The organism is Microlunatus panaciterrae (assembly GCF_016907535.1).
GTDB lineage: Bacteria > Actinomycetota > Actinomycetes > Propionibacteriales > Propionibacteriaceae > Microlunatus > Microlunatus panaciterrae.
The window spans coordinates 1,804,835-1,822,404 of record NZ_JAFBCF010000001.1 but is presented as its reverse complement, the minus strand read 5'-3'; the positions used below and the strand labels follow the sequence as shown (position 1 = coordinate 1,822,404).

General features: G+C 68.5%; 18 protein-coding genes and 1 pseudogene. 10 read left to right on the top strand and 9 right to left on the bottom strand.

Going from position 1 to position 17,570, the window contains the following annotated elements; all coding sequences use genetic code 11:
• Nucleotides 1-25 precede the first annotated feature (25 nt).
• The gene (locus JOE57_RS08265; RefSeq protein WP_204917242.1) at nucleotides 26-586 is read right to left on the bottom strand and encodes a TOPRIM nucleotidyl transferase/hydrolase domain-containing protein; all 561 of its coding nucleotides are present in this window, start codon (nucleotides 584-586) and stop codon (nucleotides 26-28) included.
• A gap of 135 nt (nucleotides 587-721) precedes the next feature.
• Here JOE57_RS08265 and JOE57_RS08260 point away from each other — a divergent pair, with 135 nt between their 5' ends.
• Nucleotides 722-1,021, top strand: coding sequence for a hypothetical protein (locus tag JOE57_RS08260; RefSeq protein WP_204917241.1), 300 nt, complete (start codon nucleotides 722-724; stop codon nucleotides 1,019-1,021).
• Nucleotides 1,022-1,073: 52 nt separating this feature from the next.
• Nucleotides 1,074-1,502 carry an NAD(+)--rifampin ADP-ribosyltransferase gene (gene arr, locus JOE57_RS08255; protein ID WP_239578888.1) on the top strand — a complete coding sequence of 143 codons (429 nt, stop codon included), beginning with the start codon at nucleotides 1,074-1,076 and terminating at the stop codon, nucleotides 1,500-1,502.
• A 228-nt stretch (nucleotides 1,503-1,730) separates the two neighbouring features.
• Here arr and JOE57_RS08250 read toward each other — a convergent pair whose 3' ends face one another.
• Nucleotides 1,731-2,315: a dihydrofolate reductase family protein gene (locus JOE57_RS08250; RefSeq protein WP_204917240.1), complete on the bottom strand. Its 585-nt coding sequence runs from the start codon at nucleotides 2,313-2,315 to the stop codon at nucleotides 1,731-1,733.
• 6 nt (nucleotides 2,316-2,321) lie between these two features.
• Nucleotides 2,322-2,672 carry a VOC family protein gene (locus JOE57_RS08245; RefSeq protein ID WP_204917239.1) on the bottom strand — a complete coding sequence of 117 codons (351 nt, stop codon included), beginning with the start codon at nucleotides 2,670-2,672 and terminating at the stop codon, nucleotides 2,322-2,324.
• A 51-nt stretch (nucleotides 2,673-2,723) separates the two neighbouring features.
• Between JOE57_RS08245 and JOE57_RS08240 the strand changes: the two genes are divergently transcribed.
• On the top strand, nucleotides 2,724-3,152 hold the full coding sequence (locus tag JOE57_RS08240) for a hypothetical protein (RefSeq protein WP_204917238.1): 429 nt from the start codon (nucleotides 2,724-2,726) through the stop codon (nucleotides 3,150-3,152).
• Here JOE57_RS08240 and JOE57_RS08235 read toward each other — a convergent pair.
• On the bottom strand, nucleotides 3,142-3,495 hold the full coding sequence (locus JOE57_RS08235; RefSeq protein WP_204917237.1) for a DsrE/DsrF/TusD sulfur relay family protein: 354 nt from the start codon (nucleotides 3,493-3,495) through the stop codon (nucleotides 3,142-3,144). The two genes, JOE57_RS08240 and JOE57_RS08235, sit on opposite strands and share 11 nt — an antisense overlap.
• 196 nt (nucleotides 3,496-3,691) lie before the next feature.
• On the opposite strand from JOE57_RS08235, the gene JOE57_RS08230 reads away from it, so the two are divergent.
• Together JOE57_RS08230 and JOE57_RS19375 are read left to right on the top strand one after the other, a co-directional pair.
• Nucleotides 3,692-4,168 carry a cupin domain-containing protein gene (locus JOE57_RS08230; RefSeq protein ID WP_204917236.1) on the top strand — a complete coding sequence of 159 codons (477 nt, stop codon included), beginning with the start codon at nucleotides 3,692-3,694 and terminating at the stop codon, nucleotides 4,166-4,168.
• 882 nt (nucleotides 4,169-5,050) lie between these two features.
• Nucleotides 5,051-5,527: pseudogene (locus tag JOE57_RS19375) on the top strand (DUF7933 domain-containing protein); the annotation flags it as partial.
• 41 nt (nucleotides 5,528-5,568) lie between these two features.
• Here the strand turns inward: JOE57_RS19375 and JOE57_RS08225 are convergent.
• Nucleotides 5,569-6,774 (bottom strand): EamA family transporter, encoded by a 1,206-nt coding sequence (locus JOE57_RS08225; protein WP_204917235.1) that lies wholly within the window; start codon nucleotides 6,772-6,774, stop codon nucleotides 5,569-5,571.
• Nucleotides 6,775-6,814: 40 nt separating this feature from the next.
• Here JOE57_RS08225 and JOE57_RS08220 point away from each other — a divergent pair, with 40 nt between their 5' ends.
• Nucleotides 6,815-7,393 carry a CGNR zinc finger domain-containing protein gene (locus tag JOE57_RS08220; RefSeq protein WP_239578887.1) on the top strand — a complete coding sequence of 193 codons (579 nt, stop codon included), beginning with the start codon at nucleotides 6,815-6,817 and terminating at the stop codon, nucleotides 7,391-7,393.
• 52 nt (nucleotides 7,394-7,445) lie between these two features.
• Here JOE57_RS08220 and JOE57_RS08215 read toward each other — a convergent pair whose 3' ends face one another.
• A complete protein-coding gene (locus JOE57_RS08215; protein WP_204917234.1) occupies nucleotides 7,446-7,817 on the bottom strand; it encodes a VOC family protein in 372 nt (123 codons plus the stop codon).
• A gap of 116 nt (nucleotides 7,818-7,933) precedes the next feature.
• Nucleotides 7,934-8,749, bottom strand: coding sequence for a serine protein kinase RIO (locus tag JOE57_RS08210; protein WP_204917233.1), 816 nt, complete (start codon nucleotides 8,747-8,749; stop codon nucleotides 7,934-7,936).
• Nucleotides 8,750-9,042: 293 nt separating this feature from the next.
• On the opposite strand from JOE57_RS08210, the gene pdhA reads away from it, so the two are divergent.
• The 4 genes from pdhA to paaN are packed head-to-tail and all read left to right on the top strand — an operon-like array spanning nucleotide 9,043 to nucleotide 14,339.
• Complete coding sequence (gene pdhA / locus JOE57_RS08205; RefSeq protein WP_338041217.1) at nucleotides 9,043-10,179, top strand: pyruvate dehydrogenase (acetyl-transferring) E1 component subunit alpha; 1,137 nt, start codon at nucleotides 9,043-9,045, stop codon at nucleotides 10,177-10,179.
• On the top strand, nucleotides 10,179-11,153 hold the full coding sequence (locus JOE57_RS08200; protein ID WP_204917232.1) for an alpha-ketoacid dehydrogenase subunit beta: 975 nt from the start codon (nucleotides 10,179-10,181) through the stop codon (nucleotides 11,151-11,153). The genes pdhA and JOE57_RS08200 overlap by 1 nt, the downstream gene beginning before the upstream one ends.
• Before the next feature lie 19 nt (nucleotides 11,154-11,172).
• On the top strand, nucleotides 11,173-12,639 hold the full coding sequence (locus tag JOE57_RS08195; RefSeq protein WP_204917231.1) for a dihydrolipoamide acetyltransferase family protein: 1,467 nt from the start codon (nucleotides 11,173-11,175) through the stop codon (nucleotides 12,637-12,639).
• A 14-nt stretch (nucleotides 12,640-12,653) separates the two neighbouring features.
• A complete protein-coding gene (gene paaN / locus JOE57_RS08190) occupies nucleotides 12,654-14,339 on the top strand; it encodes a phenylacetic acid degradation protein PaaN (RefSeq protein WP_204917230.1) in 1,686 nt (561 codons plus the stop codon).
• Nucleotides 14,340-14,358: 19 nt separating this feature from the next.
• Here the strand turns inward: paaN and JOE57_RS08185 are convergent, their stop codons facing one another.
• Nucleotides 14,359-15,294 (bottom strand): type IV toxin-antitoxin system AbiEi family antitoxin domain-containing protein, encoded by a 936-nt coding sequence (locus JOE57_RS08185; RefSeq protein WP_204917229.1) that lies wholly within the window; start codon nucleotides 15,292-15,294, stop codon nucleotides 14,359-14,361.
• 115 nt (nucleotides 15,295-15,409) lie between these two features.
• Entirely contained in the window at nucleotides 15,410-17,539 is a 2,130-nt protein-coding gene (locus JOE57_RS08180) for a beta-galactosidase (RefSeq protein ID WP_204917228.1), read from the bottom strand.
• Nucleotides 17,540-17,570 lie beyond the last annotated feature (31 nt).

The following is a 17,570-nucleotide window of genomic DNA, read 5'->3' as shown; positions in this document are numbered from 1 at the left end:
CCCGTCAGACGATGGCCGCCGATGCTCAGACCCGGCCCAGCACTGCGGCCAACGGCTGGGGTACGTGGCGGTGATCCATCGCCTCGACCAGCAGGGCCGCGTAGCGCGCCTTCCGCCCGGACCGGACCCCGAGAAAACGCCGGAGCACTGCCTCCCGCGGCCAGTCGCGCTGGGCAGGCATGCCCGCCAGGAGCCGCAGCGAGCGAGCCTCACCCGCCGCTTCGATGACGGCCTCGACAGCCTCGACACCGAGCGCACGGATGAGCTCGTCCTCCAGATCGGCCGCACACCCGTAGAAGCCCAGATCCGACGGTCCGTCGGGCGCGAGGGCGGCGCTCAGCCCCGCCGCCGCCAGCCCGCGCCGAAGCTGCGGCTCCTCTGCTGCGTCGTAGAGGCCCGCAAGCCGGACGCCGAGCCCGCGTGGCCCGTATCGCGACGCGAAGGCCCGCGTGTTGGTGATCCCGCCCATCGCGACGACCTCGATGCCCTCGTCGGCGAGGTCCCGGCCCTGACGCTCCGCCAGGGTGCGCAGCGCCACCCGGTCACTGTTGCCCTCGACCAACACGACGGACCGCAGCATGGTCATGTCACCAGTGGAGGGTGCGGCGTGCCCGCAGGTCAATGTCCTTTTTCGATCTCAACGCCGCGCAACCCGGACCCGATCCCCCCGCGAGCGGCTGACGGGGTGCGGTCGACGAGGCGCGGCGGCCATGATGGTGACATGAAGGAGGTCTACCCAGGGGGCGGTCCTGGCGACCCCATGGCCGTGCCAGGCGTCCGTCCCGAAATCGAGAGGGGGACCGGCGTCACGTCCTTCGCGCTGCAAGTCGAGGGCGAAGTGTTCGAGGTCCGCCCGGGTCAACATGGCGGCACCGACTACAGCTGGCTGAGCGGGCCGAACCCGGGCTACGGGTTCAGCCTGAGCCCGACACCGCAGATGGCTCTCGATGAGCATCGGGAGAACATCCGTGGGTTCCTGGCTGAGATTGACCCGCTCACTGGTTTCCTCAAAGAGGACTGAAAAGCAAGGGCCCGACGACCACGTCAGAGCCTGCCACGATTGCGAGGTGTGTATGGACAACGAACCGATGCCGTCCGAGCCGAAGGACGTCGGGCCGTTCTACCACGGCACGAAGGCCGATCTGCAGCCGGGAGATCTGCTCTACCCCGGGTACAGCTCCAACTTCGGCCAGCGAGGGACGGCGAATTTCATCTACCTGACCGCCACCCTGGATGCGGCCACCTGGGGCGCAGAACTTGCGTTGGGCGAGGGACCGGGCAGGATCTACCGCGTGGAACCCACGGGCTTCTTCGAGGATGATCCCAACCTGACGGACAAGAGGTTCCCGGGCAACCCGACCAGGTCCTACCGCACCCGTGAGCCGCTGCGGGTCATCGCCGAAGTCTCAGACTGGGAGCCACATCCGCCGGAGGTGCTCCAGCACATGCGGGACCACCTGGAGGAGCTCAAGCGGCTGGGTGTCGAGGCCATCAACGAGTGAGCCACCGAGCAGCGGAGATCCTGGTCGCACGCTGCGTGGAGGTTGGTGCTGCATCCCGAGCCGAACGTGGGTGGTGCCCTTCGACAGGTTCAGGGCACGGAGGGTTGCTCAGGGTTACGGAGTGGTGCTCAGGGCACGGAGGGTTGCTCGGGGCACAAAGTGGTGCTCAGGGTAGGGAATGGTCCTCAGGGTACGGAGTGGTGCTCAGGGACGCGGGCCCACCTTCGGTCACCGGCGATCGTAGTGGGCGATGATCACCCCCCTCGTGGTCGCAACGCTGGCTACCAGCTCGAACTCGGTCAGCGGCGCTGGTCCCTCGAAAAGCCGCGCACCGGTGCCCAGGGTGACCGGGCAGATCAACAGCGTGTAGCGGTCGATCAGGCTGGCGGCGTGCAGGCTTCGTACGAGTGACGCACTTCCGATGATCGACAGGTCCCTGCCCGACTCGGCTTTCAGCGCGGCCACGTTGTCGGCCGCATCACCGCGCAGCAGGACCGAGTTCTGCCAGGCGTTCGCATCGTCCAGGGTCATCGAGACGACGTACTTGGTCGCCGCATTCATGTGTGCGGTGACCGAATTGTCGTCGGTCCGCCTTCCCCAGGCGGTGATGAAGTCCTGCCAGGTGCGGCGGCCCAAGAGCATGTCCCCAGGCTCGGCCATTCCCTTGGCCATCTCGCGGCCCATCACCTCGTCGTTGTAGCGCTCGCCCCAGCCGCCGTACGTGAAGCCGCCGCGGGTGTCCTCGTCCGCCCGACCGGGTCCCTGCACCACACCGTCGAGAGTGATCCACAGCGTGACCCTGACCGAACGCATGCCGGCTCAGAGATCAATCGCGCGCGGATGGCGCGGCTCGTACATCCCGACCTCGCCACCGCCGGGCAGACGGAAGCGGGTGAGCCGGCCCCACCGCTCCTCGGAGATGTCCTGGGTGAACTCGACGCCCTTGGCGCGAAGCTCTTGCATGGTTGTCACTACGTCGTCACACATGAAGTACAGCTCGTGTCCGGTTGGACCGTCGGAGGGATGCACGGCCAGTTCCCCGGCAGGCAGTGTGAAGATCGGCCACCCGCCGCCAGCATCCACCTGTGGCCGTCCCAGGACGTCAGCGAAGAAGGCGCGATCCGCTTCCGGATCACGGCTGAACACGATGACATGGCTGCCATTGATCACCTCATGAGGCTACGCCCAGCGTTGCGCACTCGACAGGTCTAGCGTGCTGGCATGACTCCCTGGGTGTGGCGGGTGGCAGGCACGCTGTACATCGGTGGGGTCGCAGCGCTAGCGGCGAGCGCCTTCTCCGACCGAAACGCCACCTTCACCGGGAGCGAGGGTGCAGCTCTGCTGCTGACGCTTCCCACCCTCGTGCCGGCCCTGCCGATCATGTATGTCATCGGCGCAGGGATCTGGAGCATCACCGATGCCGACAGCGGGGGCCCGATGTGGCCGGTCACCGTCGTGTACACCCTGATGTTCACCGGCATCGCCACCGCAAACCTTTGGCTACTCCGCCAGTTGATCAGGCGTCGGCGCCTGCATCGGTCCCAGCGTGCCGATCGCCCGGAAAGCCGGCTGCACCTCACCGGGCCACTCACGCCGGTCAACTCCGCGCTGACCTGCCGTGAGGGTAATCCCGGTGACGTCAGAACGTGAGGACCTGGTCGACCTCCACGGTCCATGCCGCGAGCTCCTCCATGGTGGACCGGGGCGCTTCGGCGATGAGGTGCTCCTCGGTGAGACCGCGCGCGTCCAGGCAGGTTCCGCAACAGGCGATCTTGCCCCCGTGTCGGGCGAAGGTCTTCAGCATCCGGTCAAGGGTGTAGTAGCCGTCGGCCGTCTTCTGCCCGGCGATCGCGCAGGTCACGGCGTCGCCCATCAGGAAGACGGTCACGTCGGCGTCGTCACGCCGGGTGAGGGCGGTTGCCAGCCGCATCGCGTTGAACGTCTCGTCCGCCCCGTAGGCAGGTTGGTTGAGGATGAGCAGAACCTTCTTCATACGGTGATGGTCGCGCGCCCTGGGCCAGGTCGATAGGGCCGAAGGCCACCCTGGATGACGGGGTTCGTCCGACCTCTGAACAGCCGCCCGCCGGGAAGGTGTTGACCTGGGCGTGTGCCGGTCTGAGAGTGGGTGCAGGGCCGGAGAGAGTCCAGGTCGTCCACCTCGGGCGACCATCGCTGAAGGGGGAGAGACGTTGACCGTCAAAGACATCGGACCGGAGCCTCAGAGCTTCGACCTGGAGAGTGCGACCCTTGAGAACACGAACTACCGCGCGGTCGCGTGGTCCGGGAGATACCTCCAGCTGACCCTCATGTCGATCCCCGTGGGGGAGGACATCGGCCTGGAGGCACACCCGGAGACCGACCAGTTCCTCCGGCTCGACGCAGGTCGTGGCCGCGTGCAGATGGGCCCCACCAAGGACCAGCTCCACGTCGACCAGGAGGTGGAGGACGGCTGGGCGATCCTGGTGCCCGCCGGCACCTGGCACAACGTCACCAACATCGGTGACGAGCCCCTGCGGCTCTACACCGTCTACGCCCCGGTGCACCACGCGTCCGGCAAGGTGCAAGCCACCGCGTCCGATGCGCAGCACGACGAGCAGTCAGGCACCGACGAACCGCCGAGCTGGTCGGTCCAGCCGGCCCAGCAACCTCCGGACGGACACGCCTGAGCTCCGAGGCCCCGCCCGTAGGAGGCAACACCACAGGCTGAGACGAGGGTGGGGTCCGCGGCGCCTGGTTCGGTACGCTCGCTGGCAGCCCGAGGAGAGCCGGGTCCGACGCGACCGCAGGCTGAGAGCCGAGGAGGGCGAACAGTGACACTGAACCGTCGGCTGCTGCGCCCCCTGCTCACCACCGCAGTCGCCGCCCTGCTGATCGGCTCCGGTTCGTTCTCCGCCCCGGCCTCGGCCGTCCCACGAAAGCCCGGTCAGCCGGCGCAGCCGGTGACGATCTTCTCCGAGGGGTTCTCAGCGGCTCCCCGCGACCGGGTCTCGCTGGTCACCGACTACACCGGAGCGACCAAGGGTGGTGAGCCACGACAGAACACCCCCTCGGCCGACATCAACAATGCGGGTCAGCGCTACGTCGTCGCCGAGCCCTGGCTGAGTGACGGCTCCTGCAACGGGATCATCCTCGCTTCGAGCACGTCGGCCGGCGTCACGGAGCCCGACAATGCCTACGACTGCCCCGGCTCGGCGTACGGCAACATTCGGGGGCTGGCGACCGCGGTCGCCAGAGTCAGCGGCGATCACGACGAGAGTGGCAACCGGGTGCTGTCGGCCTACACGCTGGAGGGCGCGGGCAACAACGCCACCCAGCTGGAGACGAAGACCGCGGTCCGGCTCACCGCTCACCGCTTCTACACCGCCGCGATCTCGGCTGCAGCCACCAGCTGCGGCGCTGACAACGACCAGGGACCGCGGTCTCGGCTGCGGTTCCTCGACGCCGACGGCCGGCTGCTCACCGGGGCGTCTCAGATCGGCGTCAGCGTCCTGGACGTGTGCCGGGACGAGCACAGTGTCAGCTATGCCCGGTCGGCACTCGGCGGCACCATGACCGAAGGGTCTCGGGTCCGGGCCAACGCTCGGCTGTCCGCCAGGGCCGCACTGCTGGCCAGGGACACCGACGTCCGAGTCCGGCTGATGAACGACAACGGCTCCGAGTTCGGCAACAAGGGCGTGATCGACAACCTGCGGATCCTCGACGTGACACCGCAGCTGGACAAGCGTTTCAGCTCGGCCACCCGACGCCCCGGCCAGGTCACCCTACTGATGTTCACGGTGACCAACACCGCAGAGCTGGGAGCCAAGGACGGCTGGTCCTTCACCGACCGACTGCCGGCCGGGATGAGGGTCGCCGGCAGCGAGGTGGAGTCCACCTGTGCCGCCGATGTCACCGCGCGTCGGGGGGCGCGCCGGATCACGGTAGGGGCAGGCACCCTCGCTGTCGGCGCCCGGTCCTGCACCATCGAGGTACCCGTGGCGGCCAGCAGGATCGGCAGCTATCTCAACGGTCCGGGCAACCTCGGTGCGGTCGGCGGGCTGAACCTCCCCGGGCAGGCGCGGGTGGTCTACCGGGAGCCTGCGGCCTCGCCGTCGGCCAGCAGTTCCCCGTCGTCCAGTAGTTCCTCGGCGCCGTCGTCGTCGACGCCCCCGCCAGCCGGCCCGTCGGCCGACTCGGGCCCGGGCTCGGCTGCGCGAGCGGCCCAGGAGCTGCCGGGTACCGGATCGGCGGTCCCGCTGTGGGTGCTCGTTGCCGCCGGTGCCCTGCTGGTCAGTGGCGGGGTGCTGGTGTCCGTAGGCCTGCGCCGCCGCGCCAAGGGCCTCTGACCGTTCTGACCCCGCTGCACGGTGACGATGCCGGCAATGACGAGGACGCCGCCGACGGCCTGGGTCCACGTCGGCACCTCCGCCAGCAGGATGATCGCGAACACGACCGCGAACAGCACCTCGAACAGGGCGACGAAGGACGCCATCGAGCTGCCCAGCCGACGGATCCCGGCGATCCCGGTGAGATAGGCCGCAACGGCTGTGATCAGCACCAGTCCGGCGGCCGGCAGCACCCAGCTGGTCGCGTGCCCGGCGAGCGTGGTCGGTCGGCTGCCGGCGTGCATCGGCAGCACCTGTGCCGCCGCGGCCAACCCCAGCACGAGGGCACCGATCACTGTCCCGGCCGTCGTCATCACGATCGGCGGTACGGCATCGTCGTTGCCGTCAGCCAGCAGGAAATAACAGCAGCAGCCGACCGCTGCACCGAAGGCCCAGAGCAGTCCGACCGGGTCGAGCGCCAGTTCGCCGGTCAGGTTGAGCACCAGCACCAGTCCGAGCATCGCCAGCCCCGCTCCGATCAGCACGGTCCGACTCGGCCGACGCCTGGTTCGCAGCCAGCTCCAGAGGATCAGCAGCACCGGCGCGGTGTACTCGATCAGCAGCGCGACCCCGACCGACAGATACTGCACGGCACTGAAATAGCAGAGTTGCGCGCCGGCCACCGCGGCCACGCCGTAGGGCGTCATGCCGGCCATCGACCTGCGCGTCGGGCGCCAGCTCCGCCGGACCAGCAACAGACACGGCAGCAGCAGCAGGAGCCCGGCTCCGCCGATACGGAACGCGACGACGGCTCCGGGTGTCCAGCCGGTCTCGAGCAGGCTCTTGGCGAGCGGCCCGGACAGGCCGAAGGAGGCTGCCGAGGTCAGGGCGAGAACCAGGCCGGAGCGGGTGCGGTTCGACGCCGCTGCCAGGGAGCCGGTGATGGCCGCACCTCCTGTCGCTGTCATGACCATAGGGGGATTACACTAATGACTCTAGGCGACAGTAATGTCAGGGGTCAAGGTGCTTTTTGCTCATGACACGGAGGTAGCGCTGGCCAGCGCCGCGGCCCTGGTCAACACCTTCAGTGACGGCTGCGAGCTGTTGCCCGACCGAGCGAGTTTCGACGCCTGGCTGGCACGGTTCCCGTTCAGTGGTCGACACCTGCGCACCAACGCCGAGCTCGACGAGGTCCGCGCGCTGCGGACTCGACTCCGGCGGGTCTGGCAGGCCCCCGACCGCGACGCGGCCGTCGTCATCGTCAACGACATCCTGCGCGAGGCCCAGGCGATGCCCTATCTGACCCGTCATGACGCGTACGACTGGCATCTGCACGTCACCGAGCCGGACGCGCCGTTGGCCCAGCGGATGGGGGCCGAGGCGGCGATGGCGTTTGCCGACCTGATCCGCAGCGACGAACTGGCCCGGCTCCGGATCTGCGCCGCACCCGACTGCGATGACGTCGTGGTGGATCTCTCCCGCAACCGGTCGAAGCGTTACTGCGACACCGGCAACTGCGGCAACCGCACCAACGTCTACGCCTACCGGTCGCGCAAGAAGGGCGCCGACCGACCAGCGCGGACGTGATCGGCCGCAGATCCGCGGCTGGGACGTCGGTCCGGGGAGACCCGTCGAGAGCTCACTCCGGCTGGTGGCAGACCGCCTCAACGTTGTTGCCGTCCGGGTCGCGGACGAACGAGGCGTAGTAGGTGGGGTGGTACTCCGGCCACAGCCGGACCGGGTGCAGCACCTCGGCGCCGGCAGCGACCGCCGCCTGTTGGAAGGCGTCGACGGCTGCGCGGTTCGGGGCGCTGAAGGCCACATGGCTCTCCCGGAAGCCCTCCCCGGTGGACTGCGGCCCGATCCAGAAGTCGGGCATCGGCGGGACGCCGTAGCCGATCACCTGGCCGAAGTCCATCACCCGGCTGCCACCGAGCGGAGCGAGGACCTGGTCGTAGAACGTGGCGCTCGCCGCAGGGTCTGCGCACTGGATCGAAAGATGGTCGATCATGCTTCGAGTATGGCCGACCCGGGCACTCGACGAAGGCGAAACCCCAGATCTTCCTTGACGGTTTGGGAGGTCCCAGGCAAGTTGGCCAGAACCTCTGCGGACCTCCCAAGCCGCGTCTACCAGGCGTAGGCGACCAGCTCGGCGAACAGGCTGTCGCCGTCCACGTCCAGCCCCCGGGCTTTGAACCACTGGCTCACGTTGCGGCAGTCCCGGGCCAGGTAGTCCATCCCCTGTGGGTTGGCCACCACATCGACCGCCTGGGGCAGGTCGATGATCACAATGCGGTCCTCGGTGGCCAGCAGGTTGAACGCCGACAGGTCGCCGTGTGCGAGGCCCAGCCGGGCCATCACGCGCATCGCCTCGGTGAGCTGCTCCCAGTACGCCGTCAGCAGCTCTGGTCGCGGCCTGGCCTGCGCCAGCCGCGGTGCGCCCGACCCGTCGGAAAGGCTGATGAACTCCATCAGGATCTCCTCACCTTCCAGCTGCACCGGGTAGGGCACCGGCAGGCCGGCCGACCACAGGTCGCAGAGGACGGCGAACTCGGCCGCCGCCCACTGCGTCCCCTGCACCGAACGGCCATAGCTGGAGTTGCGCGCCACCGCCCGGCGGTCCCGGCTGTTGCGGAGTTGCCGTCCCTCGGTGTAGCCGGCACTGCGATGGAACTGTCGCTGTTCGGGCCGGCGATAGCGCTTGGCGGCAAGGATGATGCTCCGCTGCTCGGTCGCGCGCTCGAGCAGGAAGACGTCCGCCTCCTTGCCGGATTTCAGGATGCCGAGTTCGGTGTCGATCGCGGCATCTTCGGTCACCACCCAGTCGGGCAGCGGATCGGGACCGGCCAGTACGCCGATGTCGTCCCAGGTGGACCACCGCTGGCCGGGGCCCGGTTCTTGTGGTGCTATGTAAGCGAAGTCGAAGTCATGCTGTTCACCCATGGTGAGGTTGTGCTCCTGAACTGAGAGGTGGATGGGGTCATGGCGAACCCCGGGACACGCTGAGACATGTCGACCTCCTACTCCTCAGGCGCCGGGCAGCTGGCCACCGGCGATGAATGTTCCAAGGATGCGACAAGGAACTAGGAGGGGCAACTAGTTTTTTCGTCGTCCGCCACCTCGGGGTACGTTATGGCTAAGGGCTGTGGCCCGGGCCACACCCATGCTCGACACAGCCCGATCAGCACCACCGGAACCCTTGCGGTGATCCCGCAGACGGACGAGAGGATGCACCAGTGAGTGATGCCAGTGGGGCGCGAGCCGAGGTCGAGCTCGTACAACTGCTGACGCCGGAGGGCGAACGCGTCAGTCATCCGGACTACACCTTCCACGGCACAGACGCCGACATCGCCGGCTTCTACCGCGACATGGTCCTGACCCGACGGATCGACACCGAGGCGACGGCGCTGCAGCGCCAGGGCGAGCTCGGCATCTGGGCCTCCTGCCTGGGGCAGGAGGCGGCGCAGGTGGGGTCGGGCCGGGCCATGTCCGACCAGGACTTCGTCTTCCCGACCTACCGCGAGCACGGTGTGGCCTGGTGCCTCGGTGTCGACCCGGTCCGGCTGCTCGGCCTGTTCCGCGGCGTCGACATGGGCGGCTGGGACCCGATCGCCACCGGCTTCGCGCTCTACACGATCGTGATCGGCGCCCAGACCCTGCATGCCACCGGGTATGCCATGGGACTGGAGCGCGACGGCCTGGTCGGCACCGGTGATCCGGCCCGCGACGCCGCCGTGATCGGCTACTTCGGTGACGGCGCCATCAGCCAGGGCGACGTCAACGAGGCTTTCGTCTTCGCCAGCTCCTACAACGCGCCGATCGTCTTCTTCTGCCAGAACAACCAGTGGGCGATCTCCGAACCGATCGAGCGCCAGTCGCGGATTCCGCTCTACCAGCGGGCCGCCGGCTTCGGCTTCCCCGGCGTGCGGGTGGACGGCAACGACGTACTGGCTGTCAAGGCCGTGACCGAGGAAGCGCTGGAGCGGGCAAGGTCGGGCAACGGTCCGACCCTGATCGAGGCCTACACCTACCGGATGGGGGCACACACCACCTCGGACGACCCGACCAAGTATCGGCTGGCGGATGAGCTCGAGCACTGGCGGCTGAAGGACCCGATCGAGCGGGTCCGCGCCTACCTGGTCCGCCATGGTGCCGTTGACGACGCCTTCTTCACCGATCTGGAGACCGAGTCGGACGCGTTGGCGGCCCATCTGCGGCAACAGTGCCTGGAGATGCCAGACCCCGCCGCGACCGAGATGTTCGACTGGGTCTACGCCGAGACCACGCCCTACCTGAAGGAGCAGCAGGCCGCCTTTGCGGCCTACCAGGCCTCCTTCGAGACCGAGTCGGCCAGCGGGACGGGAGGCCACTGATGGCCACGATGACGATTGCGAAGGCGCTGAACGCCGGCCTGCGTCGAGCCCTCGAGGCCGATCCGAAGGTGGTGCTGGCGGGTGAGGACATCGGCAAGCTCGGTGGTGTCTTCCGCGTCACCGAAGGACTGCAGAAGGACTTCGGTGAGCACCGGGTGATCGACTCGCCGCTGGCCGAGTCGGGCATCATCGGCACCGCCGTCGGGATGGCCATGCGCGGCTACCGACCGGTCTGCGAGATCCAGTTCGACGGCTTCGTCTACCCGGCGTACGACCAGATCGTCAGCCAGGTCGCCAAGATGCACTTCCGGTCCCGGGGACTGTTGAAGATGCCGATGGTGATCAGGATTCCGTTCGGTGGGGGCATCGGTGCGGTCGAGCACCACAGCGAGTCGCCCGAGGCGTATTTCGCTCACACCGCCGGGCTGAAGGTGGTCGCCTGCTCGAACGCGCTGGACGCCTACTGGATGATCCAGCAGGCGATCGCCTCCGACGACCCGGTGATCTTTCTGGAGCCCAAGCGGCGCTATCACGAGAAGGCCGAAGTGGACGACACGGCCACCCCCGACCCGCTGCACGCCGCCCGGGTGGTGCAGCCGGGCAGTGATGTCACGCTGCTGGCTTACGGCCCGATGGTGAAGGTCTGCCTCGACGCGGCCACCGCCGCCGCCGAGGAGGGACGGAGCCTCGAGGTGATCGACCTGCGCTCGCTGTCTCCGTTGGATATGGCGGTGGTGGCACAGTCGGCGCAGAAGACCGGCCGGGTGATCACCGTGCACGAGGCGCCGGTGAACCTGGGGCTCGGCTCGGAGCTGTCAGCGAGGATCACCGAGCAGTGCTTCTATTCACTGGAGGCTCCGGTGCTGCGGGTCGGCGGTTTCGACACGCCCTATCCCCCCAGCCGCCTGGAGGAGGACTACCTGCCCGATCTCGACCGCGTCCTCGACATGGTCGACCGCTCGCTGGCCTACTGAGCTCCGGAAGAGGATCGCCATGAAGCAATTCCGACTGCCCGACCCGGGTGAGGGCCTCGTGGAGGCCGAGATCGTGTCCTGGCGCGTCGGAGTGGGCGACACGGTCAAGGTCAACGACATCGTGGTGGAGGTGGAGACCAGCAAGTCCCTGGTGGAGCTGCCCATTCCGTACGCGGGCACGGTGACGGCACTGCTGGCCGAAGAGGGTCAGATGGTCGACGTCGGCACGCCCATCATCACCGTCGACGACGGCACCGGCCCGGTCACCGAGCCGGCCGGCTCGCCCCAGGAGGACCTGGTCCCGGAGCTGCCGCCGGCCGAGGACGAGGTGGTGGCCGAGGGCACCATCGGCGGATCGGCGCCGGGCGGCCGGGTCGCGGTGCTGGTCGGCTATGGGCCGCGGACCACTGACGCCAAGCGGCGCCCGCGCAAGGGCCACGCCGAGGAGCCCGGGACGCATGGCGCCGCCGCGCTGACCAGCTCCTTCTCCACAGCGCAACCCGTGTCGCGGCAGTCGGATGTGCGCACGCCGATGCCACCCAACGAGGCGCAGCCGGTGGGTGGCCCGCTGCCCGGGCCGGGCTCCCAGCCGGCCGAACCGGTGATCGCCGGCGGTCCCGTGCTGGCCAAGCCCCCAGTGCGCAAGCTGGCCAAGGACCTCGGTGTTGATCTTGCTGGTGTGGCCGGCTCAGGTGCTGGTGGGGTGATCACCCGCCAGGACGTCGAGGCAGCGGCCGCGCCGCCGGCAGCAGCCCAGAGCACCCGCGCCGCCGGCAAGGCGGATGTCAGGATCCCGATCAAGGGCGTACGCAAGATGACTGCGGAGGCGATGGTCTCCTCGGCGTTCACCGCCCCGCACGTGACCGAGTGGCTCACTCTGGACGTCTCGGCCACGATGGAGCTGGTCGACCGGCTGAGAACCCGCCGGGAGTTCGCCGACGTTCGCGTGTCGCCGTTGGTGATCATCGCCAAGGCTGCGTGTCTGGCCCTGCAGCGGCACCCGGAGCTCAACTCCAGCTGGGATGCGGCGGCAGGAGAGATCGTGATCAAGGGCCAGGTCAACCTCGGCATCGCGGCGGCGACGCCGCGAGGGCTGCTGGTCCCGAACATCAAGGATGCGGGCTCGTTGTCGCTGCTGGAGCTGGCGGCCGCCATCGGAGACCTGGTCGGCACCGCGAAGGAGGGGCGTACCCAGCCGGCGGAGACCAGCCAGGGCAGTTTCACGATCACCAACGTCGGCGTCTTCGGAGTCGATGCGGGCACCCCCATCCTCAACCCGGGCGAGGCCGGCATCCTCTGCGTGGGTGCGATCGCGCGCCGACCCTGGGTGGTCGGCTCGGGTGCGCAGGAGCGGATCGAGCCGCGCTGGGTCACCACCCTCGCACTGTCGTTCGACCATCGCCTGGTCGACGGCGAGCACGGGTCGAAGTTCCTGGCCGAGGTCGGCACGGTCCTCAGCGACCCGGCCTTGGCCCTGCTCTACTGAGGGTCGAGGCCCCGATGAACGAGAAGCTGCGGGAGGCCATCCGGGCGATCCGCACGCGGGAGTACTACTCCGCCTTCGCCGAGTCACCGAGCCCGAAGGTGTACGGCGACGCGGCGGCGGGGGAGGGTCGGGCCGCGTTCGAGGCTCACCTCGGCAGCCGGTTCCAGGTATCGACGCCGGGCTCGACCGGCGACGTGGCGACGGAGACCTCGCCGTACGGCCTGGCGCTGGACGTGTCCTATCCGCGCGTTGACGCGAAGGCCATTGAGGAGCTGATGGCCGCGGCCCGGGCGGGCATGAGGGGCTGGCGCGACGCAGGGCCGGAGCGGCGGACCGAGGTGTGCGTGCAGGTCCTCGAGGCGCTGCATGCTCGCATCTTCGAACTCGCGAACGCGGTCCAGCACACCACCGGACAGGCCTTCGTGATGGCCTTCCAGGCGGGCGGCGCCCATGCCCTGGACCGGGCTCTGGAGGCGCTGGCCTACGCGCACGAGGTGATGAGCTTCCACCCTCCCTCGGCGACCTGGACCAAGCCCGGGCGGAGCGGTCCGCTGGTGATGGACAAGACGTTCACTGTGGTGCCCTGCGGGGTGGCGCTGGTGGTGGGCTGCAACACGTTCCCCACCTGGAACTCCTTTCCGGGTCTGTTCAGCTCGCTCAGCTGCGGCAACCCGGTGATCATCAAGCCGCATCCGCGGGCTGTGCTGCCGTTGGCGATCACCGCGCAGGTGTGCCAGCAGGTGCTCGCCGAGGCGGGGTTCGATCCGCACCTGGTGACCTTGGCGGTCGAGGGCGAGGGTGATCAGCTGGCCAAGGAGCTGGCCCTGCATCCGGCCGTGCGGTTGATCGACTTCACCGGTGGCAACGACTTCGGTGACTGGCTGGAGCAGAACGCCCACCAGGCCAGGGTCTTCACCGAGAAGTCCGGGGTGAACGCCATCGTGTTGGACTCGACCGACGACTTCAACGGCATGTGCCAGAACCTGGCCTTCACCCTCGCCCTCTATTCGGGACAGATGTGCACGACCTCGCAGAACATCTTCATCCCTGCCGACGGGATCGCCACCGACGATGGCAGGGTCTCACCCGCAGACGTCGCTCTGGGCATCGGTGCCGCGATCGAACGGCTGCTCGGCGACGACGCCCGCGGCGTCGAGTTGCTGGGGGCGATCGTCAGCCCTGCCGTGCTGCGGCGGCTGGAACGGGCCGAGCGGTCGGGAAAGGTGGTCGTCGCCTCCCGCGCCATCGCCCACCCGAGCTATCCCGATGCGGTGGTACGCACCCCGCTGATGGTCGCGGTCGATGCAGGCTCGAGCGACTACCAGACGGAGTGCTTCGGCCCGGTGTCGTTCCTGATCAGCACGGCGTCGACCGAGGACTCGCTCACCCGGTTCGGCCAGACCGTGACCGAGCACGGAGCCATGACCGCCGGTATCTACAGCACCGACGAGGAGGTGCTGGCCGCGGCCCGGGAAGTGGCCCTGCAGTCGGGTGTGGCGTTGAGCGAGAATCTCACCGGCTCGGTCTACGTCAACCAGTCGGCGGCCTTCTCGGACTTCCACGGCACTGGGGCCAACCCCGCCGCCAACGCCAGCTACATCGACCTGGCGTACGTGGCGAGCCGGTTCCACCTGGTCCAGAGCCGCCGTCCCGGCGTGCCACCAACCGTCTGTGGGCGGGATCCCTACCGACCACAGTAGAAATCCCGCCCACAGGGCTTCAGCGCGGGCAATGCTGGCAGCGGTGCAGGGTCCCAGTCCAGCCGCGAACCTGAAGCACTGAGCCGACATTGCCGGCGACCCCGCACGGGTCGCTGACCACGTCGCGCCAGCCGTACCGGAGGGTCTGCCAGCCGTCCTCGCTGTGCCGGTTGTCTCGGCGCCAGTCGCGGAAGGCGGCAGCTCCGCTGTGCCAGGCGATACCGTCCAACTCGATCAGCAACCGGAACGCGGGATAGCCGCAGTCGGCGACGCGTCCCGAGGGGAGGCGGAGCTGTCGCGCAGGTCGAGGCAGGCGGTGAGGCCGTTCGACACCGTTGCGGTATCGGTACTCCAGCGGGCTGCGGACCCCGTCGGCCGTCTCGGTCAACATGTCGCGCAACAGTCGCCGCTGGGCGATCCGTTGGCGCTGGTCGAGTGCCCTGGTCAGTTTGAACGGCGTCGTCAAACGCTGCGTTGCCGTCGTGACCAGGGCCACCAGCGACTGCTCGTCCGCGTCCTGACACAGGTCCAGGACCGTTTCCTCGATCGGGGTCCTCGGCGGACGACCGGTGAAGTTGCGACTGCCCGGGTGCGGGCGCTCCCGCACGAACTGCGCCCACCTCCGGGATGCGACGCCACGTTCGTGAGGAACGGACACGACGATGGGAAGAGACCGCTGGCACAGTCCGTACATCGCACCGGCCGACTCCCGCGCCAGCCGAGCCCCCTCACCCCCGAGTAGAACGCCCGCCCAGGCGTACTGGCTCCAGGACGGACGGTCACCCTCGGTGAGATAGAGGCCGCAGTCCAGCCGGTGCCAGTTCTGCTGGCGGAGCAGGCGTTGGATCTGGCTGTCGCCCAGGCCGTGCTCCCGAGCCTGTCGTCGGGTCAGCACTCCAGCCTGGCTGCTGGCGATGATCTTGAGTGCCTCAGGTAGCGGCTCGCGGCGATACATGGCACCCACGGTGCGACTTGCGGTGGCTCGCGACAAGCGCCGCCGCCGCAACGTGTGGACAAGGTGCGTATGGGCGGGATTCCTACCGACCACGGTAGGGATCCCGCCCACAGAGTCAGGCGCCGTCGGCGAGCTCCAGCAGGACCCGCACATCCCACGGCCCCAGCTGCAGGCTGTCCAGCGCCTCCGAGCCCTCCGCCAGGACGTCACGGACCCGCATCGGCGGCGTCACCGCCTGGGGCGTCCAGCTCCAGTTGTGGACGACGTGGAGCCGGCCACCCTCACTCGTCGTCGCGGAGGAGACGGTCACCGAGGCCGGCAGCTCTCCCCACTCGGTGCGGGCATCCGGGACCAGCCAGCGCAGCAGGTCGCTGGCCATCGCCTGGTCCGGGACGGTGCCGACAGTGGTGATGCGGCCGCGGCCGTGCCCGGTGGTGGTGATCGCCGGGAACTGGCCGAAGTGCGGATGGTCGTACTCGGCCAGCACCTCGGCCCCTTCACTGATCAGACAGTCGACCCAGCGGGAGGCGTGGCTGTCCGGGCCGATCTTCAGCTCGTCGCTGACCGCCCGGACAGTGACCGGGTCGTTGAGGTTCGAGAACTCCTGGTAGCGGACCCCGCCGGCGTCAGCCAGCAGCGCAGGCTTCACCTCAATGCGCGCCCGTCCCTCCTCGTCGCCGTAGGCGGTCCGGATGCCGAGGACCAGGTGTCCGCCGGCCGCGGCATAGTTCCGCAGCCAGTCGAGCAGCTCGTCGTCGGCCACCAGCAGCCCAGCGACCACCAGCACCGGCAGCTCGGCGGCGGCCGCTGCCGGATCCAGCCCGCCAGTCGGCGACACCAGCTGGTCGTCGTGGATGATCCGGACCGGCACGCCGGCCTCGAAAGCGCCCCGGTAGTACGCCTCGAAGATGCGCTGGTACGAGCGCTCGTCCATCTCGTTCAACGAGCTGACGAACGTCGAGTCCGCCTTGGTGAAGGTCGACTGGAACGCCAACCCCCACTTCGAGCGCGATGAGTACACCATGCCGACCCGGGCATCCGGCTTCAGACCCAGGACCGCCGACCCGGCGGCCTTCAGCTCGGACCCCAGCTGGGCCAGCTGCCGATACACCCGACCCGGTTGTTGATCATGGGGAAGGATCCCGATCCAGTACGTCTCGGTGCCGAAGTGGTTGGTGTGCCAGTGCCAGTACTCGATCATCTCCGCGCCGCGGGCGATGAACGCCCAGGCTGCCTGACGCCACTGCCCGTCGTAGGCCGGGAAGTTGATCGAGGGACCACCGATGGCGCCAGCGTTCGTCTCGGTGATCAGGTAGGGCGCCTGTTTGGAGGAGAACATCCGGTCGCCGCTCTGGAAGAGCGTCCAGGCCCCCGCGGTCGTCCACCCCTGGGGCTTCGACTCGGTGTACGGCACGGCCAGCGCATCCTGCATAGCGTAGTAGGGATTGCCGGCGGTCACGTCCAGTGCGCGGGTGAGGTTGGAGTCGTCCACCGTCGCCCGGTCGTAGGCGATGCAGGTGGTGACGAACTGGTCCTCGCGGGCGTACTCGCGGACGATCCCCGCCTGCCAGGCGATGAACTCCGTGGTCAGCTTGGCCTGGAAGGTCCGCCAGGCAAGGTCGTACTGCGGCTGGTAGTTGCCGTCCGGAGTCCACAGGTCGGCCCAGGTGGACAGCTTGTGCGACCAGTAGACGAGGCCCCACGCCTCGTTGAGTCGCTCCGGCGTTCCGTAGCGGGTCCGCAGCTCGTCCACGAAGCGCTGGAACACGGCGTGGTTGTGGAACAACATGATGCCGGGCTCGTTGTCCACCTGGAAGCCGATCACCGCGGGGTGGTCGGCGTAGCGGGCGACGATCTTGCGGATCACCCGCTCGGCATGGAACAGGAAGGCCGGGTGGGTGTAGTCGATCTCCTGACGCCCGCCCCACGGCACCCGAACCCCAGTGCTCGACTCGCCGGCGATCTCGGGGTATTTGCGTGCCAGCCAGGGTGGTGCCGCATAGGTCGGCGTGCCGAGGATCACGTCGATCCCGCGGGCGTGGGCGCCGTCGAGGACCGGAGCCAGCCAGTCGAGGTCGAAGACCCCGTCCTCCGGCTCCCAGGTCGTCCAGACCGATTCTCCGACCCGGATCACCGAGAAGTCGGCCGCTGCCATCAGGTCCAGGTCGGTGTCCAGACGGGGTGTCGGTTGGTACTCGTGGTAGTACGCGGCGCCGAACAGGACGTGATCAGAGCGAGAAGCCATGGGGAATACCTTTCACAGGGGGGAGGGCTGA

Bases quoted from the DNA above. Each gene is read 5' to 3' on its own strand.
- JOE57_RS08265 (WP_204917242.1), bottom strand. From the start codon at position 586: ATGACCATGCTGCGGTCCGTCGTGTTGGTCGAGGGCAACAGTGACCGG.
- JOE57_RS08260 (WP_204917241.1), top strand. From the start codon at position 722: ATGAAGGAGGTCTACCCAGGGGGCGGTCCTGGCGACCCCATGGCCGTG.
- arr (WP_239578888.1), top strand. From the start codon at position 1,074: ATGGACAACGAACCGATGCCGTCCGAGCCGAAGGACGTCGGGCCGTTC.
- JOE57_RS08250 (WP_204917240.1), bottom strand. From the start codon at position 2,315: ATGCGTTCGGTCAGGGTCACGCTGTGGATCACTCTCGACGGTGTGGTG.
- JOE57_RS08240 (WP_204917238.1), top strand. From the start codon at position 2,724: ATGACTCCCTGGGTGTGGCGGGTGGCAGGCACGCTGTACATCGGTGGG.
- JOE57_RS08235 (WP_204917237.1), bottom strand. From the start codon at position 3,495: ATGAAGAAGGTTCTGCTCATCCTCAACCAACCTGCCTACGGGGCGGAC.
- JOE57_RS08225 (WP_204917235.1), bottom strand. From the start codon at position 6,774: ATGACAGCGACAGGAGGTGCGGCCATCACCGGCTCCCTGGCAGCGGCG.
- JOE57_RS08220 (WP_239578887.1), top strand. From the start codon at position 6,815: ATGTCAGGGGTCAAGGTGCTTTTTGCTCATGACACGGAGGTAGCGCTG.
- JOE57_RS08215 (WP_204917234.1), bottom strand. From the start codon at position 7,817: ATGATCGACCATCTTTCGATCCAGTGCGCAGACCCTGCGGCGAGCGCC.
- JOE57_RS08210 (WP_204917233.1), bottom strand. From the start codon at position 8,749: ATGGGTGAACAGCATGACTTCGACTTCGCTTACATAGCACCACAAGAA.
- JOE57_RS08200 (WP_204917232.1), top strand. From the start codon at position 10,179: ATGGCCACGATGACGATTGCGAAGGCGCTGAACGCCGGCCTGCGTCGA.
- JOE57_RS08195 (WP_204917231.1), top strand. From the start codon at position 11,173: ATGAAGCAATTCCGACTGCCCGACCCGGGTGAGGGCCTCGTGGAGGCC.
- paaN (WP_204917230.1), top strand. From the start codon at position 12,654: ATGAACGAGAAGCTGCGGGAGGCCATCCGGGCGATCCGCACGCGGGAG.
- JOE57_RS08185 (WP_204917229.1), bottom strand. From the start codon at position 15,294: ATGTATCGCCGCGAGCCGCTACCTGAGGCACTCAAGATCATCGCCAGC.
- JOE57_RS08180 (WP_204917228.1), bottom strand. From the start codon at position 17,539: ATGGCTTCTCGCTCTGATCACGTCCTGTTCGGCGCCGCGTACTACCAC.